This is a genomic window from Halobaculum rubrum (assembly GCF_019880225.1).
Lineage (GTDB): Archaea > Halobacteriota > Halobacteria > Halobacteriales > Haloferacaceae > Halobaculum > Halobaculum rubrum.
Genome location: NZ_CP082284.1, coordinates 794,906 through 811,828, shown reverse-complemented (window position 1 = coordinate 811,828; position 16,923 = coordinate 794,906). Strand labels below are relative to the sequence as shown.

Sequence of the window (16,923 nt, the reverse complement as noted above, 5' to 3'; positions counted from 1 at the left end):
GGTGCGATTCAAAGCAAACCATGACAGACAACAACAATACGATCCGCGCGCTGTTCCTGACAGCGCTGATGGTCTTCAGCGTCTTCGCTGGGACTATCGCGTTTGCAGGCACAGCCGCTGCGGCAGTCGGAGACCTCTCTAACCAGAGTCTCTCTCCGGAATCGGCCGCAACAGGCACTAGTATAGATTATGAATTCAACACTACTGTTGAACTCAGTAGTGATACTGCTGGTGGTAGTGACACCGTTACGTTCACTCTCCCGAACGACGGTACCACCTCGGTCGCTGATACAGAATTCACCAGCCTGACGACTGACTCAGTCGTTGTAAAGGACCCTAGCGGAAACACCGTGACAGCATCCGTCGCTACCAGTTCTGCTGATGGTGCTGACGGAGAAGCTGACACGATTACTGTCACCTTCAACGGTGGTACTGCAGGTGACTACAGCGTCTTCGTCAACGGGACGGTGACGACACCGCAGACCGAAGACTACTACACCGTCTCTATCGGTGGTGGTGACTCTGGTGGAACCTCAATCTCCGGTACTCTCGGAGACATTCGGGTGACCAACGAGGACGACCCTCAGGTCAGTAGTGCGGTCGCATTCGCCAACGACAACTCTGACACGACTGACGACATTGAGGTCGCGTTCAACGACCCCGTATTCAAGAACAACACCGACATCACCACGACCGAGACCGCGCTGGACAGCGCAAACGTTACGGTTTACGTCAACGGTGACACTGTCAGTACCGGAACTATCGCAACAGCCTCGGACAACGGTGCGCTCGAGATCCCGCTCAGCTCCGCCGTTGACCCCTCGGATGATGTTGTGGTCAACATTAACGCGATTCAGGACCGGGTCGGCAACTCCAGCCAGCCTGGTAACGTGAGCGTTACCGTCTCGTCCCAGACGATCAACGCTGACGGTGGTACGGCTGACGATACACCGGACAGCAACTCGTTCCAGGGTGAAGTTGTGGCTCTGAACTTCGAGTCCACTTCCGACGCCAGTTTCGAAATCGACACGGAGACTGACTTCGTGTTCTCTGGCACTTCCGGTGTCAACAGCGACGTGTATCTCTTCGACACGTCCGACCGGAATACGAGCACCACGTACCAGTTCTCGGGTACTGACGCGGCCTACAGCCTCGGTATCCGCAGCCTGGGTCTAGACGCCTCGGTTGATGAGGAGAACATCACGACTGCCGACGCTCTGACCGGCGAGGTCACCGCCAACGCCGGTAACCGCGACATCACCGTCGAGGTTACCGACTCCGACGACGACGTTGTCAAGACCGCAACCGTCACGCTTGACGGCTCCGGTGAGGGCACGTTCGACGTCGGCTCGCTCTCGGATACGGGCACCTACTCGGTCGAGCTCACTGACGTCGACACCGGCGTCACGGCGTCGACCAACGACGTGACCGTCAGCGAGACTGAAGAGGGCGAGTCCGCACTCGGCGCGGGCACGGTCACGGTCACGCAGGGTGACCAGGCTGAGTTCACGATCGAACTGAACAACGGCGCCACCGAGGCGACCGTCCTCATCGGCGACATCGCTGAGGACGGCTACCAAGCCAACGTCACTGTCACGGACGGCAATGACGACGGCGAGGTTACGTTCGACTTCAACACCTACACTGCCGGCACGACCGGCAGCACTATCGTCACGCTCGCTGGCGACAGCGAGGGCACTGACGACACAGTCGTGCTGGACAACCAGGGCGACGACGAGCAGGACCTCTCGGACATTCTCGACACTGGCGACTACATCGTCAGTACGAGCACGGGCGACGCGGCCGCGACGGCCGACAGCCCCGACGAGGTCGGCACGCTCATCATCGAGGAGCGCTCGGCACCGAGCCAGCAGCTCTGGCGGACGAGCGACGACACGCTCGAGACTGTGACTGACGCGATCGACGACGAGGACGTCGACGAGGTCGCAGCCATCGACTCGGCGAAGGACGGCCAGGTCACGCCGACTGACACGGTCGCTATCGACCCCGATGGTAGCATGGACGACGTCCTGGTCCACCAGGTTTCCGCTGATGGTCTCGAGGGCATCCTCGCGAACGTGAGTGCCAGCGACGACTCCACGACCACCGCCTTCTACAAGGCGACGCAGACCAACAACGCGTACGGCCAGCCCGTGCTGGAGGTTCTCTTCGAAGAGACCAACCCCGGCTCGAACGCTGACCCCGCTATGCTCAACCTGAGCAAGCAGGGCAGCAGTGCTCCTGACGGCCTGACGGTCGTGTACGACGAGGAATCCTCGGACTACTACGTCTTCGTTGACTCGAGCCTCCTCGAGAGCAATGGCTTCGAGGACGGTGACAACGTCGAGACGGAGGTCAACGTGCAGGACGAGCACCTCCTCGACATCGACAGCGATGTCACCGCAGAGAACGCCGAGGACGAGTACCAGACCGCCGCAGCGAACTTCAGTGTCGAGGAGGCAACGGGCAGCTTCGACACGAACGCTGACGACGAGGTTGAAGCAGTCGCCGGGAACGCGTCCATCACGGGTACGACGAACGTCGCGCCCGGGACGGAGTTCACGGTTCGCGTCCAGTCCACCGACGAGACGCAGCCGCGCTTCATCGAGACGCAGACCGTGACTGTCGCTTCGGACGGCTCGTTCGAGGCAACGTTCAACCTGAGCAACAACGCTGCTGGCGACACGTTCACCGCGAGCGCCCGCCAGGCAGCCTTCTCAGCGTCGGCTGACGGCGTGCTCGTCGAGAGCACGGCCACGCCGACCGCGACCGCGACGCCTGCCGACGACGGCACGGCAACCGCGACCGCGACGGCAACGGCAACCGCAACCGCGACGGCAACCGCGACGGCGACGCCTGACGAGGGCACGCCGACCGCGACCGCGACGCCCGACGACGGCGGCGAGGAGACGACGACCTCGACGTCGACGCCCGGCTTCGGCGCGGTGCTGGCAGTCATCGCCCTGATGGGCGCCGCGCTGCTGGCCGCTCGTCGCAACAACTAACTAATCACGACTGACCGGCCGTAACCCGGTCACGTCCGCTTCACGCGGACCCATTCTTTCGACGCGCTCACACCGACCAGCGACGGTGCTGTCGGTTGGACCGCGCCCTCTAGCGCGAACACGACACGATCGGGGCGGAGATGAGCCGATCCTGCGAACTGCTCACTGAATCGCCCCATCGCCGACGCGCCGGTGTTCGGATCGGGGTGATCCACTACTCGGCGAGGCCGTACGCGTCGTCGATCCCGAAGTGCTCCTCGACGACATCCTCGACGAGCGGATCTCCTCGCGCGTCTTGTGATCGACGAGATGCGTGAATGCTGCGTCGGCATGCCGTCGCGCGCACGTCGCACACCAGAAGTGATTGTTCGTCGGCTCCCACGAGGTGTGGCCCTTGGGGCAGCGATACCGCAGACGATCTATGTCGTCGTCCAACTCGATTCGTCGTGTTCGATCCGACATAGGTGGCTGAAGGGACCAACCCGTAAAGAACTCGAGCCTTGTGGGCGGACTGTAAGTGGAACCGGCGGATGTGCGGAATCGAACGCCGTCGTACGGGTGGGCGGCCAGTATCGGAGCGTGGCCGCGACCGGAAGTGAAGCGGTGCTGTCGTCGTTCGCGGGTCTATTTCCCCGCGTGTTCCCCTGGTCAACATGGTTCGGTCGTTGGCGCGACCACCCGGACCGACGCCCTACCGTCGGTCCGCTCTCGTTTTCACGGACTCACGTCGGCAGCGACGCGGCCCGGGTGAATCGCGCTCGACTCCCCGATATGCCGGTCCGTGGTATAGGTCTGACGACGTACGTAGTGTTAGACTATATACGAACGTAGTTAGATTGAAACCACATAGAACCGCCTTTTGAGACGGCATGAGCCGGATTGATGAAATGGTAGAACGAGTGTCGTGGTTCAGCCCTGTTGATTACGAGGTTCTACTATTCTTCGAGAATCACGACATAGAGGCGTCCGCAAAGGTGATCTCTGCCAACATCGAGTACGATCGGCAGTATGTGAATAAGCGTCTGAGAGAATTAGCCGAAGAAGGATTACTCCAGAAGAGCGAGGAAAGCGGATTGTACGAGCTTTCGGGACTCGGCCGTGAATTCCTCTCGGGCGACCTCGACGCCTCAGACCTCGAACGCGACGATGAGTGACGACCCGCGCGAGTACGATCGCGAGTTCACCACTCCGCTCGATTACCGCGTACGGCGGCGAATCGGCTACACCTCCGACAACGGGACGATAACCCGCTTCGTCGTGCAGATCGAGTACGACCGGGGCAACGGGTGGGAACCCGTCGTGCGCTTTGACCATGACCCTGAATCGGATTTCGGGCACGACGTGCTGGAAGAGGGCGTCCACATGGACGTGTACCGCGACGGCGAGCAGATCGACGGTGGAGAGGTGTCCCCGCCGATGCCGCCGAGCGAGGCGTTGTCGTTCGCCGAAGAACACTTATCCGAACACGGTGAACGGTATATCAAGAGGTACGAGGAATGGCACGGAATACGGAACCAATGACCGACGAGGAACTCGCGGAGTTCAAGGAGGCGATGGAAGAGCAGGGCGAGGAACTGCGGGAAGCGCTCGCAGAAGATCTCGGCGGCGACCCGGAGGACTACCGTGCCGGCGGGAAGCGGATCGCGGACGGCGGCGAGGAGTAGAGACGTTCGTTTTCTGCGTGTGGTACTCGGCTCTGATACCGACGGCTCATAGATTTATCAACCCAGTTGTAGAGCTAAAAATATGAACCGTAGGGGGTTCATCACGTCGTCGGCGTCTCTGGCCCTCCTCGGCGGACTTACGGGTTGCCTCGCGAACGATGCCGTCGTTCAGTCGTACAGCGAGGGCCGCACCCTGTACGGGGAAGCAAACTCGACGGCATCCCAGGCGGCCGAGATGAAAGACGCTGGAAACACGGAAGGAGCACAAAACGAGTACGGCGCGGCGTCGTCGCTGTTCGACTCGGCGGCGGACAGTTTCGAGGAGGCGCGGGACGCGGCGAACACGGAAGACGCGCGCTTCTACTCGGAGGAAGCGATGAACCGCGCTCGGGCGAAGGCCCGGCAGATGGCTGACCTGTCGAACGGGAATACCCGTGAATCGCTGTCTCACACCGGAACGTGGAAGAATACTACTACGCAGGCGTTGAGGAGGTCGAAGCCGAATCAAGTCGAAGCTTCACGTTCTGAGCTACCGAAACCGACTCTCGACGCGCGTCCGGTACCGCAACCCGAGAACGGACGTGTTCGCGACTTTCTGAATCGTGGTCGGGTCCACGTCGTCGCGGGCGCCCTCGATGTTCTCTTTCGACTCGATGAGGTGCCGAAGCGCGGCATCGATCACTTTCGAGCGCGGCGGATCGTCTTCGGGGCCGGAGGCGACGATCTCGGCGGCTCGGTCGAACTCTCGTTTCCGCTCGTCGGTCAGCTTGAGGCTGGTTCGGTCGGTCATGTGGTCAAGGGTATGCACCGGGGGCCGAATCCCGCGGTACCCGAGTTGCTGAACGAGTCGGTGCTTATGAACGGAGGTCGCGGCGTCGTACAGGCGGGACGCGCGGACGAACGGTTTCACGCTGATCGCCCCCCGAATCCTTCGCTGTAATCGTGAGACTCCGACGGCCCGGAAGACTCCCCGTTGTGAACTCTCCCGTGCCGGGGGGTATTATTACGAGACGCTAAGACGGAAACGGTGGAGAAACACCGGTCACTACCGGAATAACGAGACCTTCTTGAGAACCGCGAAGGGGAGTGGACTCGCTGGGATTTGAACCCAGGGCCTCTTCCTTGCGAAGGAAGCGATCTACCACTGATCTACGAGCCCGCACTGTATCGAACCCCGGGATCGCACTTGAGGGTTCCGTTTCGACCCTCCCTCGTGCGTTCCTCACACACGAAGCAGCCGCAGCCGACCGGCCCCCAGCCCGCACGCCAGCCCCACGACGTGGGCGATCAGCGCGCTTCCGGGGCCGCTGAACGCGACGGCGACGAGGAGCGCGAGGACGGCGACGGCACCGACCACGACGCGCGGCGGCGCGTCCAGTCGTCGGGCGAGCCGTCCGAGCGCGTCGACGGCCGGGTTGGCGGCGACGACGTAGCCGACGAGCGCGAACGCGGCGCCGCTGGTGCCGACGACGCCGACACCGGACGGAGCGAGCAGGCCGCCGAGCCACACCTGTGCGAGCCCGGCGAGCGCGCCCGTCGCGAGCACGAACGCGTGAAACCGCGCCCGGGTCGTATTCGCGGCCACCGGGAGGCCGGCGACCGCCACCACGACGGCGTTCGCGAGGAGGTGCCCGAGCCCGGCGTGGGCGTACACGCTCGTCACCAGCGTCCACGGCCGTACGACCACCGGCGTCGACAGCACGAACAGCGAGCTCGCCAGCGGCCTCGCGACGGCTCCGACGAGCCAGAACGCGCCGGAGACGACCGCCATCGCCGCCAGCGTCTCGGCGACCGGACGCAGCGGGTTCGAGCGGGACCGTGCCGACGCCGCCGGAGGGTCCATACCGATCGCTGGCGCCGGTGGCGCAAAACGGTGGCGTCGCTACGGAGCGGAAAACGGAGAGATCGGCGTCAGATATCGGACCGTGTGGTCCGGTGCGCCTCAGGTCAGTCCTCGAGGACGATCTCGATGGAGACGTCGTTCGGGACCTGGATCCGCATGAGCTGACGGAGCGCGCGTTCGTCGGCGTCGATGTCGATCAGCCGCTTGTGGACGCGCATCTCCCAGTGCTCCCACGTCGCCGTCCCCTCGCCGTCCGGGGACTTTCGCGACGGGACCTCGAGCGTCTTCGTGGGGATCGGGATGGGGCCCGACAGCGCCACGCCGGTCTTGTCCGCGATCTCGCGGACGTCGTCGCAGATGGCGTCCAGGTCGTCGGGGCTCGTGCCCGCGAGTCGGACGCGCGCTTGTTGCTCGGGCATTTACCGCTCGTTGACGGAGAGCACCTTGCCGGCCGCGATGGTCTGACCCATGTCGCGGACCGCGAAGGAACCCAGCTCCGGGATCTCGCTGGACGGCTCGATGCTGAGGGGCTTCTGTGGGCGCACCGTCACGATGGCCGCGTCGCCGGACTTGATGAAGTCCGGGTTCTCCTCGTCGACCTCGCCGCTGGACGGGTCCAGCTTCTGGTCGAGCGACTCGATGGTACACGCGACCTGCGCCGTGTGGGCGTGGAAGACGGGCGTGTAGCCGGCCGTGATGACCGACGGGTGCTGCATGACGACGACCTGCGCCTGGAAGGTCTCGGCGACCGACGGCGGGTCGTCCGCGGGACCACAGACGTCGCCGCGGCGGATGTCGTCCTTGCCGACGCCGCGGACGTTGAAGCCGACGTTGTCGCCGGGCCCCGCGTAGTCGACCTCCTCGTGGTGCATCTCGACCGTCTTCACCTCGCCGCCGACGTCGGACGGCTGGAAGGAGACGTTGTCGCCGGGGGTCATCTCGCCGGTCTCGATCCGTCCGACGGGGACGGTTCCGATACCCGAGATGGTGTACACGTCCTGGATGGGCAGCCGAAGCGGCGCGTCCGTCGGCGGCTCCGTCTCCGGCAGGCTGTTGAGGGCCTCCAGGAGGATCTCGCCGTCGTACCACGGCGTGTTGTCCGAGCGATCGGCGATGTTGTCGCCCTCGAACGCCGAGATCGGGATGAAGCTCGCGTCCTCGGTGCCGAACCGGACCTGGTTGAGCAGGTCCTCGACCTCGGAGACGACCTCGTTGTACTTGCCCTCGTCGTAGTCGACGAGGTCCATCTTGTTGATCCCGATGATCAGCTCGTTGATGCCCAGCGTGCGCGCCAGGAAGACGTGCTCGCGGGTCTGGGGCGCGACGCCGTCGTCGGCCGCGACGACGAGCACCGCGTTGTCGGCCTGCGAGGCGCCCGTGATCATGTTCTTCACGAAGTCACGGTGGCCCGGGCAGTCGACGATGGTGAAGTAGTACTCGTCGGTGTCGAACTCCTGGTGGGCGATGTCGATCGTGACACCGCGCTCTCGCTCCTCGGCCAGGTTGTCCATGACGTAGGCGAACTCGAAGCCGCCCTTGCCCTTCTCCTCGGCCTCCTCTCGGTGCTGCTCGATTACGTGCTCGGGGACGCTCCCTGTTTCGAAGAGGAGCCGCCCGACGAGCGTAGACTTCCCGTGGTCGACGTGGCCGATAATGGCCAGATTTTGGTGGGGTTTGTCGCTCATAGTGGAATCACGCGCTGAGGCGCTCTGTAAGGTCTTGTAACGTCCGAACGCCCTAAAACCATTTCGATACGTTCAGCAGCGTATCCCTGCGCCCTCATGCGATTTTGCGTGTGTGTCCGTGCCGTGTGTCGGATTTGCACGGCCGGTCGACGACCGCGGCGGCTGCGACAGTCGGCGACCGGCGGCTCCGCTGTCGGTCGTTCGATCGCCCCGCTGGGAGTCGCCCGGTGGTCGCTCGACCCGGCTACTCCAGACGGGCCACGTCGGCCAGCACCGCGCTCGCGGTCTCTTCGCCGCCGGCGCCGCGGCCGGAGATCGCGAGTCCGCCCGCGTACTCGTGGTCGATCTCGACGATGTTTCGGGTGCCCGTCACCGACAGCGTCCCGTTCTCGGGGATCAGTCGCGGGCCGACGCTGACGCCGTCGCGGGTCGCCTCGCCGACGAGCCGAACGGTCCGGCCGTCCTCGGCGGCCAACTCCAGGGCGCTGCCCGGGATGTCGCGGATCCCCTCCACGTCGGCGTCAGCGAGTGTCACCTCGACCTCCCGAAGCTCCTCGAGGGAGTCGCAGTCGGCCTCGCGCAGCGCGTTCGCCAGGATGACGCACTTCAGCGCCGCGTCGGTGCCCTCCACGTCGAAGGATGGGTCCGCCTCGGCGACGCCGAGATCCTGGGCTTCCGCGAGCACGTGGTCGTAGTCGAGTCCCTCGGCGGCCATCCGCGAGAGCACGAAGTTCGCCGTCCCGTTGAGCACGCCGCGGACCGCCGAGACGTGCTCGGCCCCCAGGTCGTCGACGGTCGCACACACCGGGATGGCGCCGCCGACGGTCGCCTCGAAGTACACCTCGCCCGCGGAGTCGGCCTCCAGCGCGCGCACGTCGGCGTAGCGTTCGGCGACCGGGCCCTTGTTCGCGAGCACGACGTGGTTATCGCGCTCCAGTGCGGTGCGCAGATGCGAGAACCCCGGCTCGGCGTCGCCGAGCGTCGTCGGCGTCGCCTCCACGAGCACGTCGTACTCCGCGGCGAGCGCGTCGCCGGGGTCGTCGCCGCCGAGCGCCTCGCCGGCGTCCTTGCGCGCGAGCGCCGTCTCCACGTCGACGCCGTTCGGATCGAGGACCGCCGACGAGGAGTCGGCCAGCGCCGTCACCGTGTGGCCGTACTCGGGTGCCAGCTCCGCGACCGAGCGGCCGACCGCGCCGGCCCCGAGGACGCAGAGCTTCATCGGCTGCCCTCCAGGGGCGCGATGACGTCGATGTCCTTCTCGGCGGCGACCTCTCGGACCGTCTCGACGACGCGCGCCGTCTCGCCGGCGTGTGCCCGCAGGCGGAGCCGGGCGCTCGAGTGTGCCGACGAGCCGGCGCCCGCCGGCGCCGACAGGTCGATGTCGGCGACCGAGGCCCCCGAGCAGTCCTGGATCTTCTTGAGCGTGTCCGACAGGTCCGTGTCCACGAGGTGGCCAACGAGAACGACCGTCACCTCGTCGCCGTACTCCTCGGCGTCGGCCTGGATCACGTTGACGCCGCGGTCGCGGAGGTCCGCGAGGAGCCCCTCGAAGCGGTCCGGCGGACACTCGATGTCGACCTCGACGGGGATCCGGCCCCGCGGCGTGAGGCTCCCGCGCTCGTGGAAGATCGACAGCAGGTTCGCGCCGTGGTCGGCGATGGGCTTCAGCGCCGCCAGCAGCTGTCCGGGTTCGTCGACCAACTCGAGCCTGATGGTGTGTGCCTGCAACTCGGTCTTGTGGCCGCCGTCCGTCTCCGGGGCCTCCTCGGACGCCACCGGCTGCTCGCCGGAGGCGGGCGTCGACTCGGAGGGCATCTACCGTGCCCTCCGGTCGGCCGCGTCCGTCCCCGCCGGGGCGCTGTCGCCGACGCGACGACTGCCGGCCTCGCCGCTCGTGTCCGCCGTCGACCGTGTTCCGCCGGGGGGTGTGGCTCCGGACCCGATAATTGTGATCGGCGTGCGGGGCTGGGTCGCTCGTTCGCAGCCGTCGCGCCGACCGTGGGTCGTGCCACTTGGCATACTTGCCCTGTGTAGACGGGGAGATGATAAGCCTTCCACCGTGGCGATGCTTGCCAGTGTGTGAACGATCCTGTGAATCAGCCGACGGTCCATCGGCGTATCGGCGGTATCGTCGACGGTTCGACGGACCGACGGAGCCATCGACGGTTCGACGGAGTCGCGGCCGACCGAACCGACGGCTCCTGCCGGCGCGACCCGCCGGGAGCGAGAACGAGAGAGAAAAGCGGGTTCCGACCGCGCCGGCCGGTGCGCTACCTCAGATGTAGTCGATCGACTGGGGCAGTTCCAGCTTCATGCCCTTGCGCTCGCGGATCTCCATGATCTTCTCGCGCTGGAGGTTGTCGACCAGCACGCGGAAGCCCGCGTTCTCCGTGTTCCAGGAGGCGCGGCCCTCGGTGGCCGAGCGAATGTCGCTGGAGAAGCCGATCATCTCCTCGACGGGCGCGATGCCCTCGATGACCATGAGGTCGCCCTCCTGGTACATGTCGTCGACGCGGCCGCGGCGGCCCTGGATCTCGCCGGAGGCGTTCCCCATGTGCTCGCTGGGCACGTCGATGCGGACGTCCTGGATCGGCTCGAGCAGGCGGATCTCGCCGTCGATGAGCGCGCGGTGGACGGCGTCCCGGACGGCGGGGATGACCTGCGCCGGGCCGCGGTGGATGGTGTCCTCGTGCAGCCGCGCGTCGTGCAGGCGCAACAGTGCGCCCTGCACGGGCTCGGCGGCGAGAGGACCGTCGTCGAGCGCGTCCTCGAGGCCCTCGACGACCAGCTCCATCGTCTCGTTCAGGTGCTGGATCCCCTTCGTGTCGTCGATGAGGACGTTCGTCCCGTGGATGTGTTCCACGTTCTGGGACGTGTCCTTGTCCATGCCGGCCTCCTGCAGCGCCTCGCGGCGCTCCAGTTCGGGCATGTCCATCGACGCCTCACCCCGCTGGATCGTCTCGACGACGTCGTCCGCCATCGGCTCGACGGTGATGTAGAACTTGTTGTGACGGTTCGGCGAGACGCCCTCGACCTCGCGAGAGCCCTCCTGCGGCTGCTCGCGGTACACCACGATGGGCTCGCCGGTCTGCACCGGGATGCCCTGGTTCTTCTGGATGCGCTGGGTGATGACCTCGAGGTGGAGCTCACCCTGCCCGGAGATGAGGTGTTCGCCCGTGTCCTCGTTGATCTCCACGCGGATGGTCGGGTCCTCCTTGGCGACCTGCTGGAGCGTCTTGATGAGCTTCGGCAGGTCGTCCATCGACTTCGCCTCCACGCTCTTGGTGATGACCGGCTCGGAGATGTGCTCGATCGACTCGAACGGCGTCATCTCCTTGTCGGAGACCGTGGAGCCCGCGATGGCGTCCTTCAGGCCGGTGACGGCCGCGACGTTGCCCGCGGGGACGCCCCGGTCGAGCTCCTCGCGCTCGCCGCCCATGTAGATCCCGACCGACTGGACGCGGTTCTTCCCCGCGGTGCCGGAGACGTACAGCTCCTGGCCCTTCTCGAGCGTGCCCGAGAAGACGCGACCCGTCACGATCTCGCCGGCGTGCGGGTCCATCCCGATGTCGGTCGCCATGAAGACGATGTCGCCGTCGCGGTCGACGGTTCGCATGCTCTCGGCGACATCGGACTCGTCGTCGCCGCGCCAGATGCGCGGGACGCGGAACGGCTGCGCCTTCAGCGGGTTCGGGAAGTGCTCGGCGACCATGTCGAGCACGACGTCCGACAGCGGCGTGCGCTCGTGGAGCTCCTGCCGCTCGTGGTTCTGTTCCAGCTCGATGATGTCGCCGAACGACATGCCGGTGCGCTGCATCGACGGGAGCGAGACGCCCCACTTGTACAGCGCCGAGCCGAACCCGACGGTACCCTCCTCGACGGAGACGGTCCAGTCTTCCTCGATGTCGTCCATCTCCTCGGTCATCCCGCGGATGAGCTCGTTCACGTCGGAGATGACCGCCTGAAGCCGCTGTTGCATCTCCTCGGGCCCCTCCTGGAGCTCGGAGATGAGGCGGTCGACCTTGTTGATGAACAGCGCCGGCTTGACGCCCTCGCGGAGCGCCTGCCGGACGACGGTCTCCGTCTGGGGCATCGCGCCCTCGACGGCGTCGACCACGACCAGCGCGCCGTCGACGGCGCGCATCGCGCGGGTCACGTCCCCGCCGAAGTCGACGTGGCCGGGCGTGTCGATGAGGTTGATGAGGTGGTTCTCCTCCTCGTACTCGTGTGTCATCGAGACGTTCGCCGCGTCGATGGTGATCCCGCGCTCCTGCTCGTCCTCCTCGGTGTCCATCACGAGCTGCGTCGCCTCGTCCGCGTCGGCGATCATGCCCGCGCCGGCGAGCAGGTTGTCCGTCAGTGTCGTCTTCCCGTGGTCGACGTGAGCAGCGATGGCGATGTTCCGGATCTGCTCCGGCTGATCCATCAGTTCCTCACATTCCTGTACGATTTTCTTTCGTCGGCCCATTACCGACCGGTATTCTCCGCCCGGTCAAAAGGGTAGTGCTTTGCCGACGCCGAAACCCTCGAATCCACGGGCCACACCGCGTGGTACGCCGTCTCGTGGGTCGGTTCGATCGCCGTCGTGCGCCCACTCGATCGGCACAAGAGTCAAATCGATCCGGACCATGCCAATCACACACATGGATATCCGAGTCCGCGGCGCCGTCCCGCCCGACCCCTTCCTCGGGGCGGCGACGCTGTTCGAGACCGAACACGACCTCTCGCTTCCCGTCGAGGTCCAGGTTCGCGAGAATCCCGACGAGCGGACGTGGGCGGGCCACTACGACGACCGCCACGTGCTCAACGTCTCCCGGAAGGCCGCCACCTCGGCGATGGCACGCGAGCTCGCGCTCCACGAGCTGTCGCACATGGCTCGCTACGAGGAGCCGCACCCGTCGCACCACCAGTCGACGGACGAGGCGCTGTTTCTCGCGCTGTCGGGGGCGTCGGTCGAGCGCCGGAAGGTGCACCACTGCTACCAGATCGCGAACCACATGAAGGACGTGTACGCCGACGACATCACGCTCTCCGTCGGCCCGGGCGAGAAGCTGGCGACGTTCTTCGAGTCGCAGTTGGCCGCGGCCGTCGCCGACCGCCCGCGCGATCACCCCCATCCCGACTCGCGACGCATGACGCCCGGCTCGGACCCGGACATCACCGCGGTCAACGCCGCGTTCGCGCTGGCGATGTGCGAACGCCACGGTCTCGTCGACGAGGGACATCGCCTGTACGATCTGGTCCACGCCGCCGCCGACGACGCCCCGGAGGTCGACGTGCAGGGCTTCACTCGGCTGTTCCGGTCGCTCGCGGCGGACCCGTCGGAGTCGGAGTACCGCAAGGCGCTGGTCGACGCCGCGCGGCTGTACGCCGTCGACGCGGGCGGCGGTTCGGCCGCCGCGGACTGATCACGGGGACGGGTCCCGACGGAACCGAGGACTCCGATGGTGGGTGACGGCGGTAGCTACTTCGCGAGCGACCGCGAAGGGTCGGCCATGGGATCCGACCCCTCCACGGAGTCCACCGGAGCCGACCGACCGGACGGCGACACGGTCGCTCCGAGCCCGCCCGTGACCGACGGCGGCGGGACGACTCGACCGCCGTACGCGCCGGTGACGCTCCTGCGCGACTGGGTCGCCGCGGCCGTCGTCGTCGTCGGGCTGTACGCGCTCCTGTACGCGGTGCCGTTGCCGCCGTTCGGCGTCCCCGGGTACCTCCTCGTCGTCGCGTTCGACTGGCTCGAACCGGTCCTCCCGACGTTCCCGACTTCGGGCGCCTACGACGCGGCGTTCGCCGGCTTCCTCGCCGCCCTCGCGACCGTCGCCGCGATCGGCGGATCGGCGGCCCGGTCCCGCGGCGCGCGGGACGGCTGGCACGTCGGCGCGGGGTCGGGACTCGCGACCGTCGGCGTGGTCGGCGCCGTCCTCGCCGTCGGCGTGTTCGCCGCGAACGCCCGCGGCGACTACGTCCCGTTCTTGTTGGTCACGGGGACGAGCCTCGCGCTCCTCGCTGGCGGCCGCGTGCTGGCGTTCGGGCGGCTCGGCCGCCGGTCCGCCTGAAACCGACGGTTATCTTCGGGGAACCGATATGGCTCGCGAGCCGGACGGGCGCGCCCATCGCCCGTGGTCCCCACTGGTGCCGTTTCAGTACTTGAACGTTCGTCGCCGACCGGGTCCCCCGGGCGCCGACCGCGTGCTCGACGGGTCACCCGAGCAACAGCCACCCGCCAGCGGCCGTCGCGGTGAGGGTCGCGAGAAACGCCGTGAACGTGAGCGTGGCGTCCGTGCGTGCCTCACCGGTCGGCCGCCATTCGATCCCGACCGACGGCAGCCACACGGTCGCGGCGGCGACGCCGAAGCCGAACGGGAGCAGCAGCGTCACCGTGAGCCCGAACGGTCCCGCGTCGACGGCGGTCTCACCCGAGAGAACCACGAGCCCGGCGTACGCGGTCGAGAGCCCGACGAACACGCCCGCCGCAGCGTACGGGTCGTCGCCGTCCGGACCGCCGCCGAACGGCCGCAACGCCCGGCGGGCCGCCACGGTCCGCAGGAACGGGACGCCGGCGGCCGCGCCCGCGAGCACCGCGACGACGACACCCACGAACGGGCGGGTGACCGGTTCCATGCGCGAGCCACCGCGTTCCCCGGGTAAATGTCTCGTCCTCCGGGTATCACTAACGATACCATCGCGAACGCGAGGGTGAGCGGTGGCGTCGGTTCGGGGACCGGCTCGGTCCCGGTCGACGTCGATGGGGACCGAACACCTATGCGGCGAGGGGACGCAGCACTGGGCATGGCTGTCGACGCCGTGTTGTTCGATCTTGACGACACGCTCTACCCGTACGGCCCGTGTAACGAGGCGGGCACGCGCGCCGCCTTCGAGACGTACCGCGACCGCGGCGGCGGCCTCGACGCCGACGCGTTCGAGGCGCGACGCGCGTGCGCTCGCAGCGCGACCAAACGCGAGGTCGGGGCTACCGCCAGCAGCCACAGCCGCCACATCTACTACAAGCGGCTGGTCGCGGACCTCCCGGGGTCGTTCGACGCCGACCTCGCGCGCGCGCTCGGCGACGCCTACTGGGACGCGTACCTCGCGGAGATGACGGCCTTCGACGACGCTCGCCCCGCCCTCGATGCGCTCCGGGACGCCGGCGTCGACGTGGCGGTCGTGACGAACCTCACGACGCGCGTCCAACTGCGCAAACTCGCGCGCCTCGGGATCGACGACCGCCTCGACGCGCTCGTCACCAGCGAGGAGGTCGGCCGCGAGAAGCCGGCGGCGCCGGTCTTCACGACGGCGCTCGCCCGGCTCGACCGAACGCCCTCGGAGGCGCTCGTCGTCGGCAACTCGCCCGTAAACGACATCGAGGGCGGCAACGCGCTCGGGATGGAAACGGCGCTGTTCAACGGACCGGACGCCGATGCCGACGGAGGAGCCGGCGACGCGGACGCCGCCGACGCCGGCGGCACCGCGGCCGACCCGAACGATATCCGGACGCCGGACTACCGCCTGGACTCGTTGGCCGCGGTGACGGAGGTGGCGCTGTGAGCGACGAGGCGAACCCGGCGGTTCTCCGTGGGGCCCGCGAGGCCGTCGTCGAGCACGCGCCCGAACTCGCGCGGCTCACGCCCGGGCGGACCGGGAACCTCAGCGTCCGCGACGGCGACCGCTTCGCCGTCACGCCGACCGGCGTCGCCTACGACGCCTTCGACGCCGCCGACGTGCCGGTCGTGGATCTGGACGGCGAACGAGTCGCCGGCCGGATGAAGCCCTCGAGCGAGGTGCCGATGCACCGCCACATCTACCGCGGCTACGGCTCCGACGCGATCGTCCACACCCACTCGCCGTGGGCGACGACGATGGCCGTGCTTCACGAGGAGCTCCCCCCGATCCACTACATGATCGTCGCCGTCGGCAAGCGGGTTCCCGTCGCCGAGTACGCCCCCTACGGCACCGAGGAACTCGCCGCGAACGTCGTCGCCGCGATGGAGGAGGCGAACGCCACGGCCTCGTTCATCGAGAACCACGGGGTCGTCGTCACTGCCGACGACATCGAGACGGCGCTGGAGCACACCACCCACGTCGAGGACCTCTCGCGGCTGTATCTTCAGTCGTCTGCCGTCGGCGAGCCGACGGAACTCCCGGAGTCGGAACTCGACACCGCCATCGAGCAGTTCGACGGCTACGGGCAGTAGCCGGCGGGCACGCCGTCGCGACGCTCGATCGAGGTCGCCGTCGCGGTTGGGTTCCGGCAGATACAGCCGAAACGGCAAAGTGCTTACAACGTGTTCTCGGACTCATGTCCGAGGACACGCACGTGTCGGCGGAAACGTACGACACGTGGTTCGAACTCCTCGCGGACGAACCCCGGCGGCGGCTCCTCTTCGAGTTGGCCGACCGGTCGCCGTCCGAGGGAGCCGTGTCCGTTCCCGACGACATCGCCGGACCGGAGGAAGACATCGACGCGCTGTCTCTCCATCTCAGACACGTCCACCTCCCGAAGCTCGCCGACTCGAACGTTATCGACTGGAACCGCGACGCGGGGACGGTCTCGTGTGGCCCCGCGTACGATCGGGTTCGACCGCTCCTCCGGTCCGTTCGGTCCCTCGACGACATCTGCGGGCCCGAGCGCTGACCGGGTATCGGCCGACCGACCCTCCGTGAGCGGTTCGAATCGAGCGACGGTGTGCGGGACGCTGCGCGCACGGAGAGAGCCGATGCGCGCA

General features: G+C 67.0%; 17 protein-coding genes and 1 tRNA gene. 9 read left to right on the top strand and 9 right to left on the bottom strand.

Going from position 1 to position 16,923, the window contains the following annotated elements; translation table 11 throughout:
- The first annotated feature begins 20 nt into the window (after positions 1 to 20).
- From K6T25_RS04250 to K6T25_RS04235, 4 genes are all read left to right on the top strand, one after another.
- The gene (locus K6T25_RS04250) at positions 21 to 3,005 is read left to right on the top strand and encodes a DUF7827 domain-containing protein (RefSeq protein ID WP_222917845.1); all 2,985 of its coding nucleotides are present in this window, start codon (positions 21 to 23) and stop codon (positions 3,003 to 3,005) included.
- Positions 3,006 to 3,874: 869 nt separating this feature from the next.
- Positions 3,875 to 4,159, top strand: coding sequence for a MarR family transcriptional regulator (locus K6T25_RS04245; RefSeq protein ID WP_222916759.1), 285 nt, complete (start codon positions 3,875 to 3,877; stop codon positions 4,157 to 4,159).
- Positions 4,152 to 4,526 carry a DUF7718 family protein gene (locus tag K6T25_RS04240; RefSeq protein WP_222916757.1) on the top strand — a complete coding sequence of 125 codons (375 nt, stop codon included), beginning with the start codon at positions 4,152 to 4,154 and terminating at the stop codon, positions 4,524 to 4,526. The genes K6T25_RS04245 and K6T25_RS04240 overlap by 8 nt, the downstream gene beginning before the upstream one ends.
- Complete coding sequence (locus K6T25_RS04235; RefSeq protein WP_222916755.1) at positions 4,523 to 4,669, top strand: hypothetical protein; 147 nt, start codon at positions 4,523 to 4,525, stop codon at positions 4,667 to 4,669. The genes K6T25_RS04240 and K6T25_RS04235 overlap by 4 nt, the downstream gene beginning before the upstream one ends.
- Positions 4,670 to 5,198: 529 nt before the next feature.
- Here the strand turns inward: K6T25_RS04235 and K6T25_RS15750 are convergent.
- The 8 genes from K6T25_RS15750 to K6T25_RS04195 form a co-directional block, all read right to left on the bottom strand.
- Positions 5,199 to 5,459: a DUF7386 family protein gene (locus K6T25_RS15750; RefSeq protein WP_345778229.1), complete on the bottom strand. Its 261-nt coding sequence runs from the start codon at positions 5,457 to 5,459 to the stop codon at positions 5,199 to 5,201.
- Positions 5,460 to 5,756: 297 nt separating this feature from the next.
- A tRNA-Ala gene (locus K6T25_RS04225) sits at positions 5,757 to 5,828 on the bottom strand.
- Between the two features lie 63 nt (positions 5,829 to 5,891).
- Positions 5,892 to 6,512, bottom strand: a complete 621-nt coding sequence (locus K6T25_RS04220) for a rhomboid family intramembrane serine protease (protein ID WP_222916752.1) — start codon at positions 6,510 to 6,512, stop codon at positions 5,892 to 5,894.
- A gap of 104 nt (positions 6,513 to 6,616) precedes the next feature.
- Positions 6,617 to 6,931: a 30S ribosomal protein S10 gene (gene rpsJ, locus K6T25_RS04215; protein ID WP_222916750.1), complete on the bottom strand. Its 315-nt coding sequence runs from the start codon at positions 6,929 to 6,931 to the stop codon at positions 6,617 to 6,619.
- A complete protein-coding gene (tuf, locus tag K6T25_RS04210; RefSeq protein ID WP_222916748.1) occupies positions 6,932 to 8,197 on the bottom strand; it encodes a translation elongation factor EF-1 subunit alpha in 1,266 nt (421 codons plus the stop codon).
- Between the two features lie 244 nt (positions 8,198 to 8,441).
- Positions 8,442 to 9,416, bottom strand: coding sequence for a homoserine dehydrogenase (locus K6T25_RS04205; RefSeq protein WP_222916746.1), 975 nt, complete (start codon positions 9,414 to 9,416; stop codon positions 8,442 to 8,444).
- Positions 9,413 to 10,012 carry an amino acid-binding protein gene (locus K6T25_RS04200; protein ID WP_222916744.1) on the bottom strand — a complete coding sequence of 200 codons (600 nt, stop codon included), beginning with the start codon at positions 10,010 to 10,012 and terminating at the stop codon, positions 9,413 to 9,415. Before K6T25_RS04200 ends, K6T25_RS04205 begins: the two co-directional genes overlap by 4 nt.
- Positions 10,013 to 10,472: 460 nt before the next feature.
- Positions 10,473 to 12,665 carry an elongation factor EF-2 gene (locus K6T25_RS04195; protein WP_222916742.1) on the bottom strand — a complete coding sequence of 731 codons (2,193 nt, stop codon included), beginning with the start codon at positions 12,663 to 12,665 and terminating at the stop codon, positions 10,473 to 10,475.
- 175 nt (positions 12,666 to 12,840) lie between these two features.
- On the opposite strand from K6T25_RS04195, the gene K6T25_RS04190 reads away from it, so the two are divergent.
- Positions 12,841 to 13,605 (top strand): DUF5781 family protein, encoded by a 765-nt coding sequence (locus K6T25_RS04190; RefSeq protein ID WP_222916740.1) that lies wholly within the window; start codon positions 12,841 to 12,843, stop codon positions 13,603 to 13,605.
- Positions 13,606 to 13,641: 36 nt separating this feature from the next.
- On the top strand, positions 13,642 to 14,256 hold the full coding sequence (locus tag K6T25_RS04185; protein WP_222916738.1) for a hypothetical protein: 615 nt from the start codon (positions 13,642 to 13,644) through the stop codon (positions 14,254 to 14,256).
- Between the two features lie 145 nt (positions 14,257 to 14,401).
- On the opposite strand, the gene K6T25_RS04180 is transcribed toward K6T25_RS04185, so the two are convergent.
- Positions 14,402 to 14,821 carry a hypothetical protein gene (locus K6T25_RS04180; protein ID WP_222916736.1) on the bottom strand — a complete coding sequence of 140 codons (420 nt, stop codon included), beginning with the start codon at positions 14,819 to 14,821 and terminating at the stop codon, positions 14,402 to 14,404.
- A 168-nt stretch (positions 14,822 to 14,989) separates the two neighbouring features.
- Between K6T25_RS04180 and K6T25_RS04175 the strand changes: the two genes are divergently transcribed.
- The 3 genes from K6T25_RS04175 to K6T25_RS04165 all read left to right on the top strand — a co-directional run bounded on the left by K6T25_RS04175 (position 14,990) and on the right by K6T25_RS04165 (position 16,832).
- Complete coding sequence (locus K6T25_RS04175) at positions 14,990 to 15,745, top strand: ribulose-1,5-bisphosphate 5-phosphatase (RefSeq protein ID WP_222916734.1); 756 nt, start codon at positions 14,990 to 14,992, stop codon at positions 15,743 to 15,745.
- Positions 15,742 to 16,392, top strand: coding sequence for a ribulose-1-phosphate aldolase (locus K6T25_RS04170; RefSeq protein WP_222916733.1), 651 nt, complete (start codon positions 15,742 to 15,744; stop codon positions 16,390 to 16,392). The genes K6T25_RS04175 and K6T25_RS04170 overlap by 4 nt, the downstream gene beginning before the upstream one ends.
- Before the next feature lie 104 nt (positions 16,393 to 16,496).
- Positions 16,497 to 16,832, top strand: a complete 336-nt coding sequence (locus K6T25_RS04165) for a DUF7344 domain-containing protein (RefSeq protein ID WP_222916731.1) — start codon at positions 16,497 to 16,499, stop codon at positions 16,830 to 16,832.
- The last annotated feature ends 91 nt before the right edge of the window (positions 16,833 to 16,923 follow it).

Excerpts from the sequence above, each read along its gene's own strand:
- K6T25_RS04250 (WP_222917845.1), top strand. The coding sequence starts at position 21 with ATGACAGACAACAACAATACGATCCGCGCGCTGTTCCTGACAGCGCTG.
- K6T25_RS04245 (WP_222916759.1), top strand. The coding sequence starts at position 3,875 with ATGAGCCGGATTGATGAAATGGTAGAACGAGTGTCGTGGTTCAGCCCT.
- K6T25_RS04240 (WP_222916757.1), top strand. The coding sequence starts at position 4,152 with ATGAGTGACGACCCGCGCGAGTACGATCGCGAGTTCACCACTCCGCTC.
- K6T25_RS04235 (WP_222916755.1), top strand. The coding sequence starts at position 4,523 with ATGACCGACGAGGAACTCGCGGAGTTCAAGGAGGCGATGGAAGAGCAG.
- K6T25_RS15750 (WP_345778229.1), bottom strand. The coding sequence starts at position 5,459 with ATGACCGACCGAACCAGCCTCAAGCTGACCGACGAGCGGAAACGAGAG.
- K6T25_RS04220 (WP_222916752.1), bottom strand. The coding sequence starts at position 6,512 with ATGGACCCTCCGGCGGCGTCGGCACGGTCCCGCTCGAACCCGCTGCGT.
- rpsJ (WP_222916750.1), bottom strand. The coding sequence starts at position 6,931 with ATGCCCGAGCAACAAGCGCGCGTCCGACTCGCGGGCACGAGCCCCGAC.
- tuf (WP_222916748.1), bottom strand. The coding sequence starts at position 8,197 with ATGAGCGACAAACCCCACCAAAATCTGGCCATTATCGGCCACGTCGAC.
- K6T25_RS04205 (WP_222916746.1), bottom strand. The coding sequence starts at position 9,416 with ATGAAGCTCTGCGTCCTCGGGGCCGGCGCGGTCGGCCGCTCGGTCGCG.
- K6T25_RS04200 (WP_222916744.1), bottom strand. The coding sequence starts at position 10,012 with ATGCCCTCCGAGTCGACGCCCGCCTCCGGCGAGCAGCCGGTGGCGTCC.
- K6T25_RS04195 (WP_222916742.1), bottom strand. The coding sequence starts at position 12,665 with ATGGGCCGACGAAAGAAAATCGTACAGGAATGTGAGGAACTGATGGAT.
- K6T25_RS04190 (WP_222916740.1), top strand. The coding sequence starts at position 12,841 with ATGGATATCCGAGTCCGCGGCGCCGTCCCGCCCGACCCCTTCCTCGGG.
- K6T25_RS04185 (WP_222916738.1), top strand. The coding sequence starts at position 13,642 with ATGGTGGGTGACGGCGGTAGCTACTTCGCGAGCGACCGCGAAGGGTCG.
- K6T25_RS04180 (WP_222916736.1), bottom strand. The coding sequence starts at position 14,821 with ATGGAACCGGTCACCCGCCCGTTCGTGGGTGTCGTCGTCGCGGTGCTC.
- K6T25_RS04175 (WP_222916734.1), top strand. The coding sequence starts at position 14,990 with ATGGCTGTCGACGCCGTGTTGTTCGATCTTGACGACACGCTCTACCCG.
- K6T25_RS04165 (WP_222916731.1), top strand. The coding sequence starts at position 16,497 with ATGTCCGAGGACACGCACGTGTCGGCGGAAACGTACGACACGTGGTTC.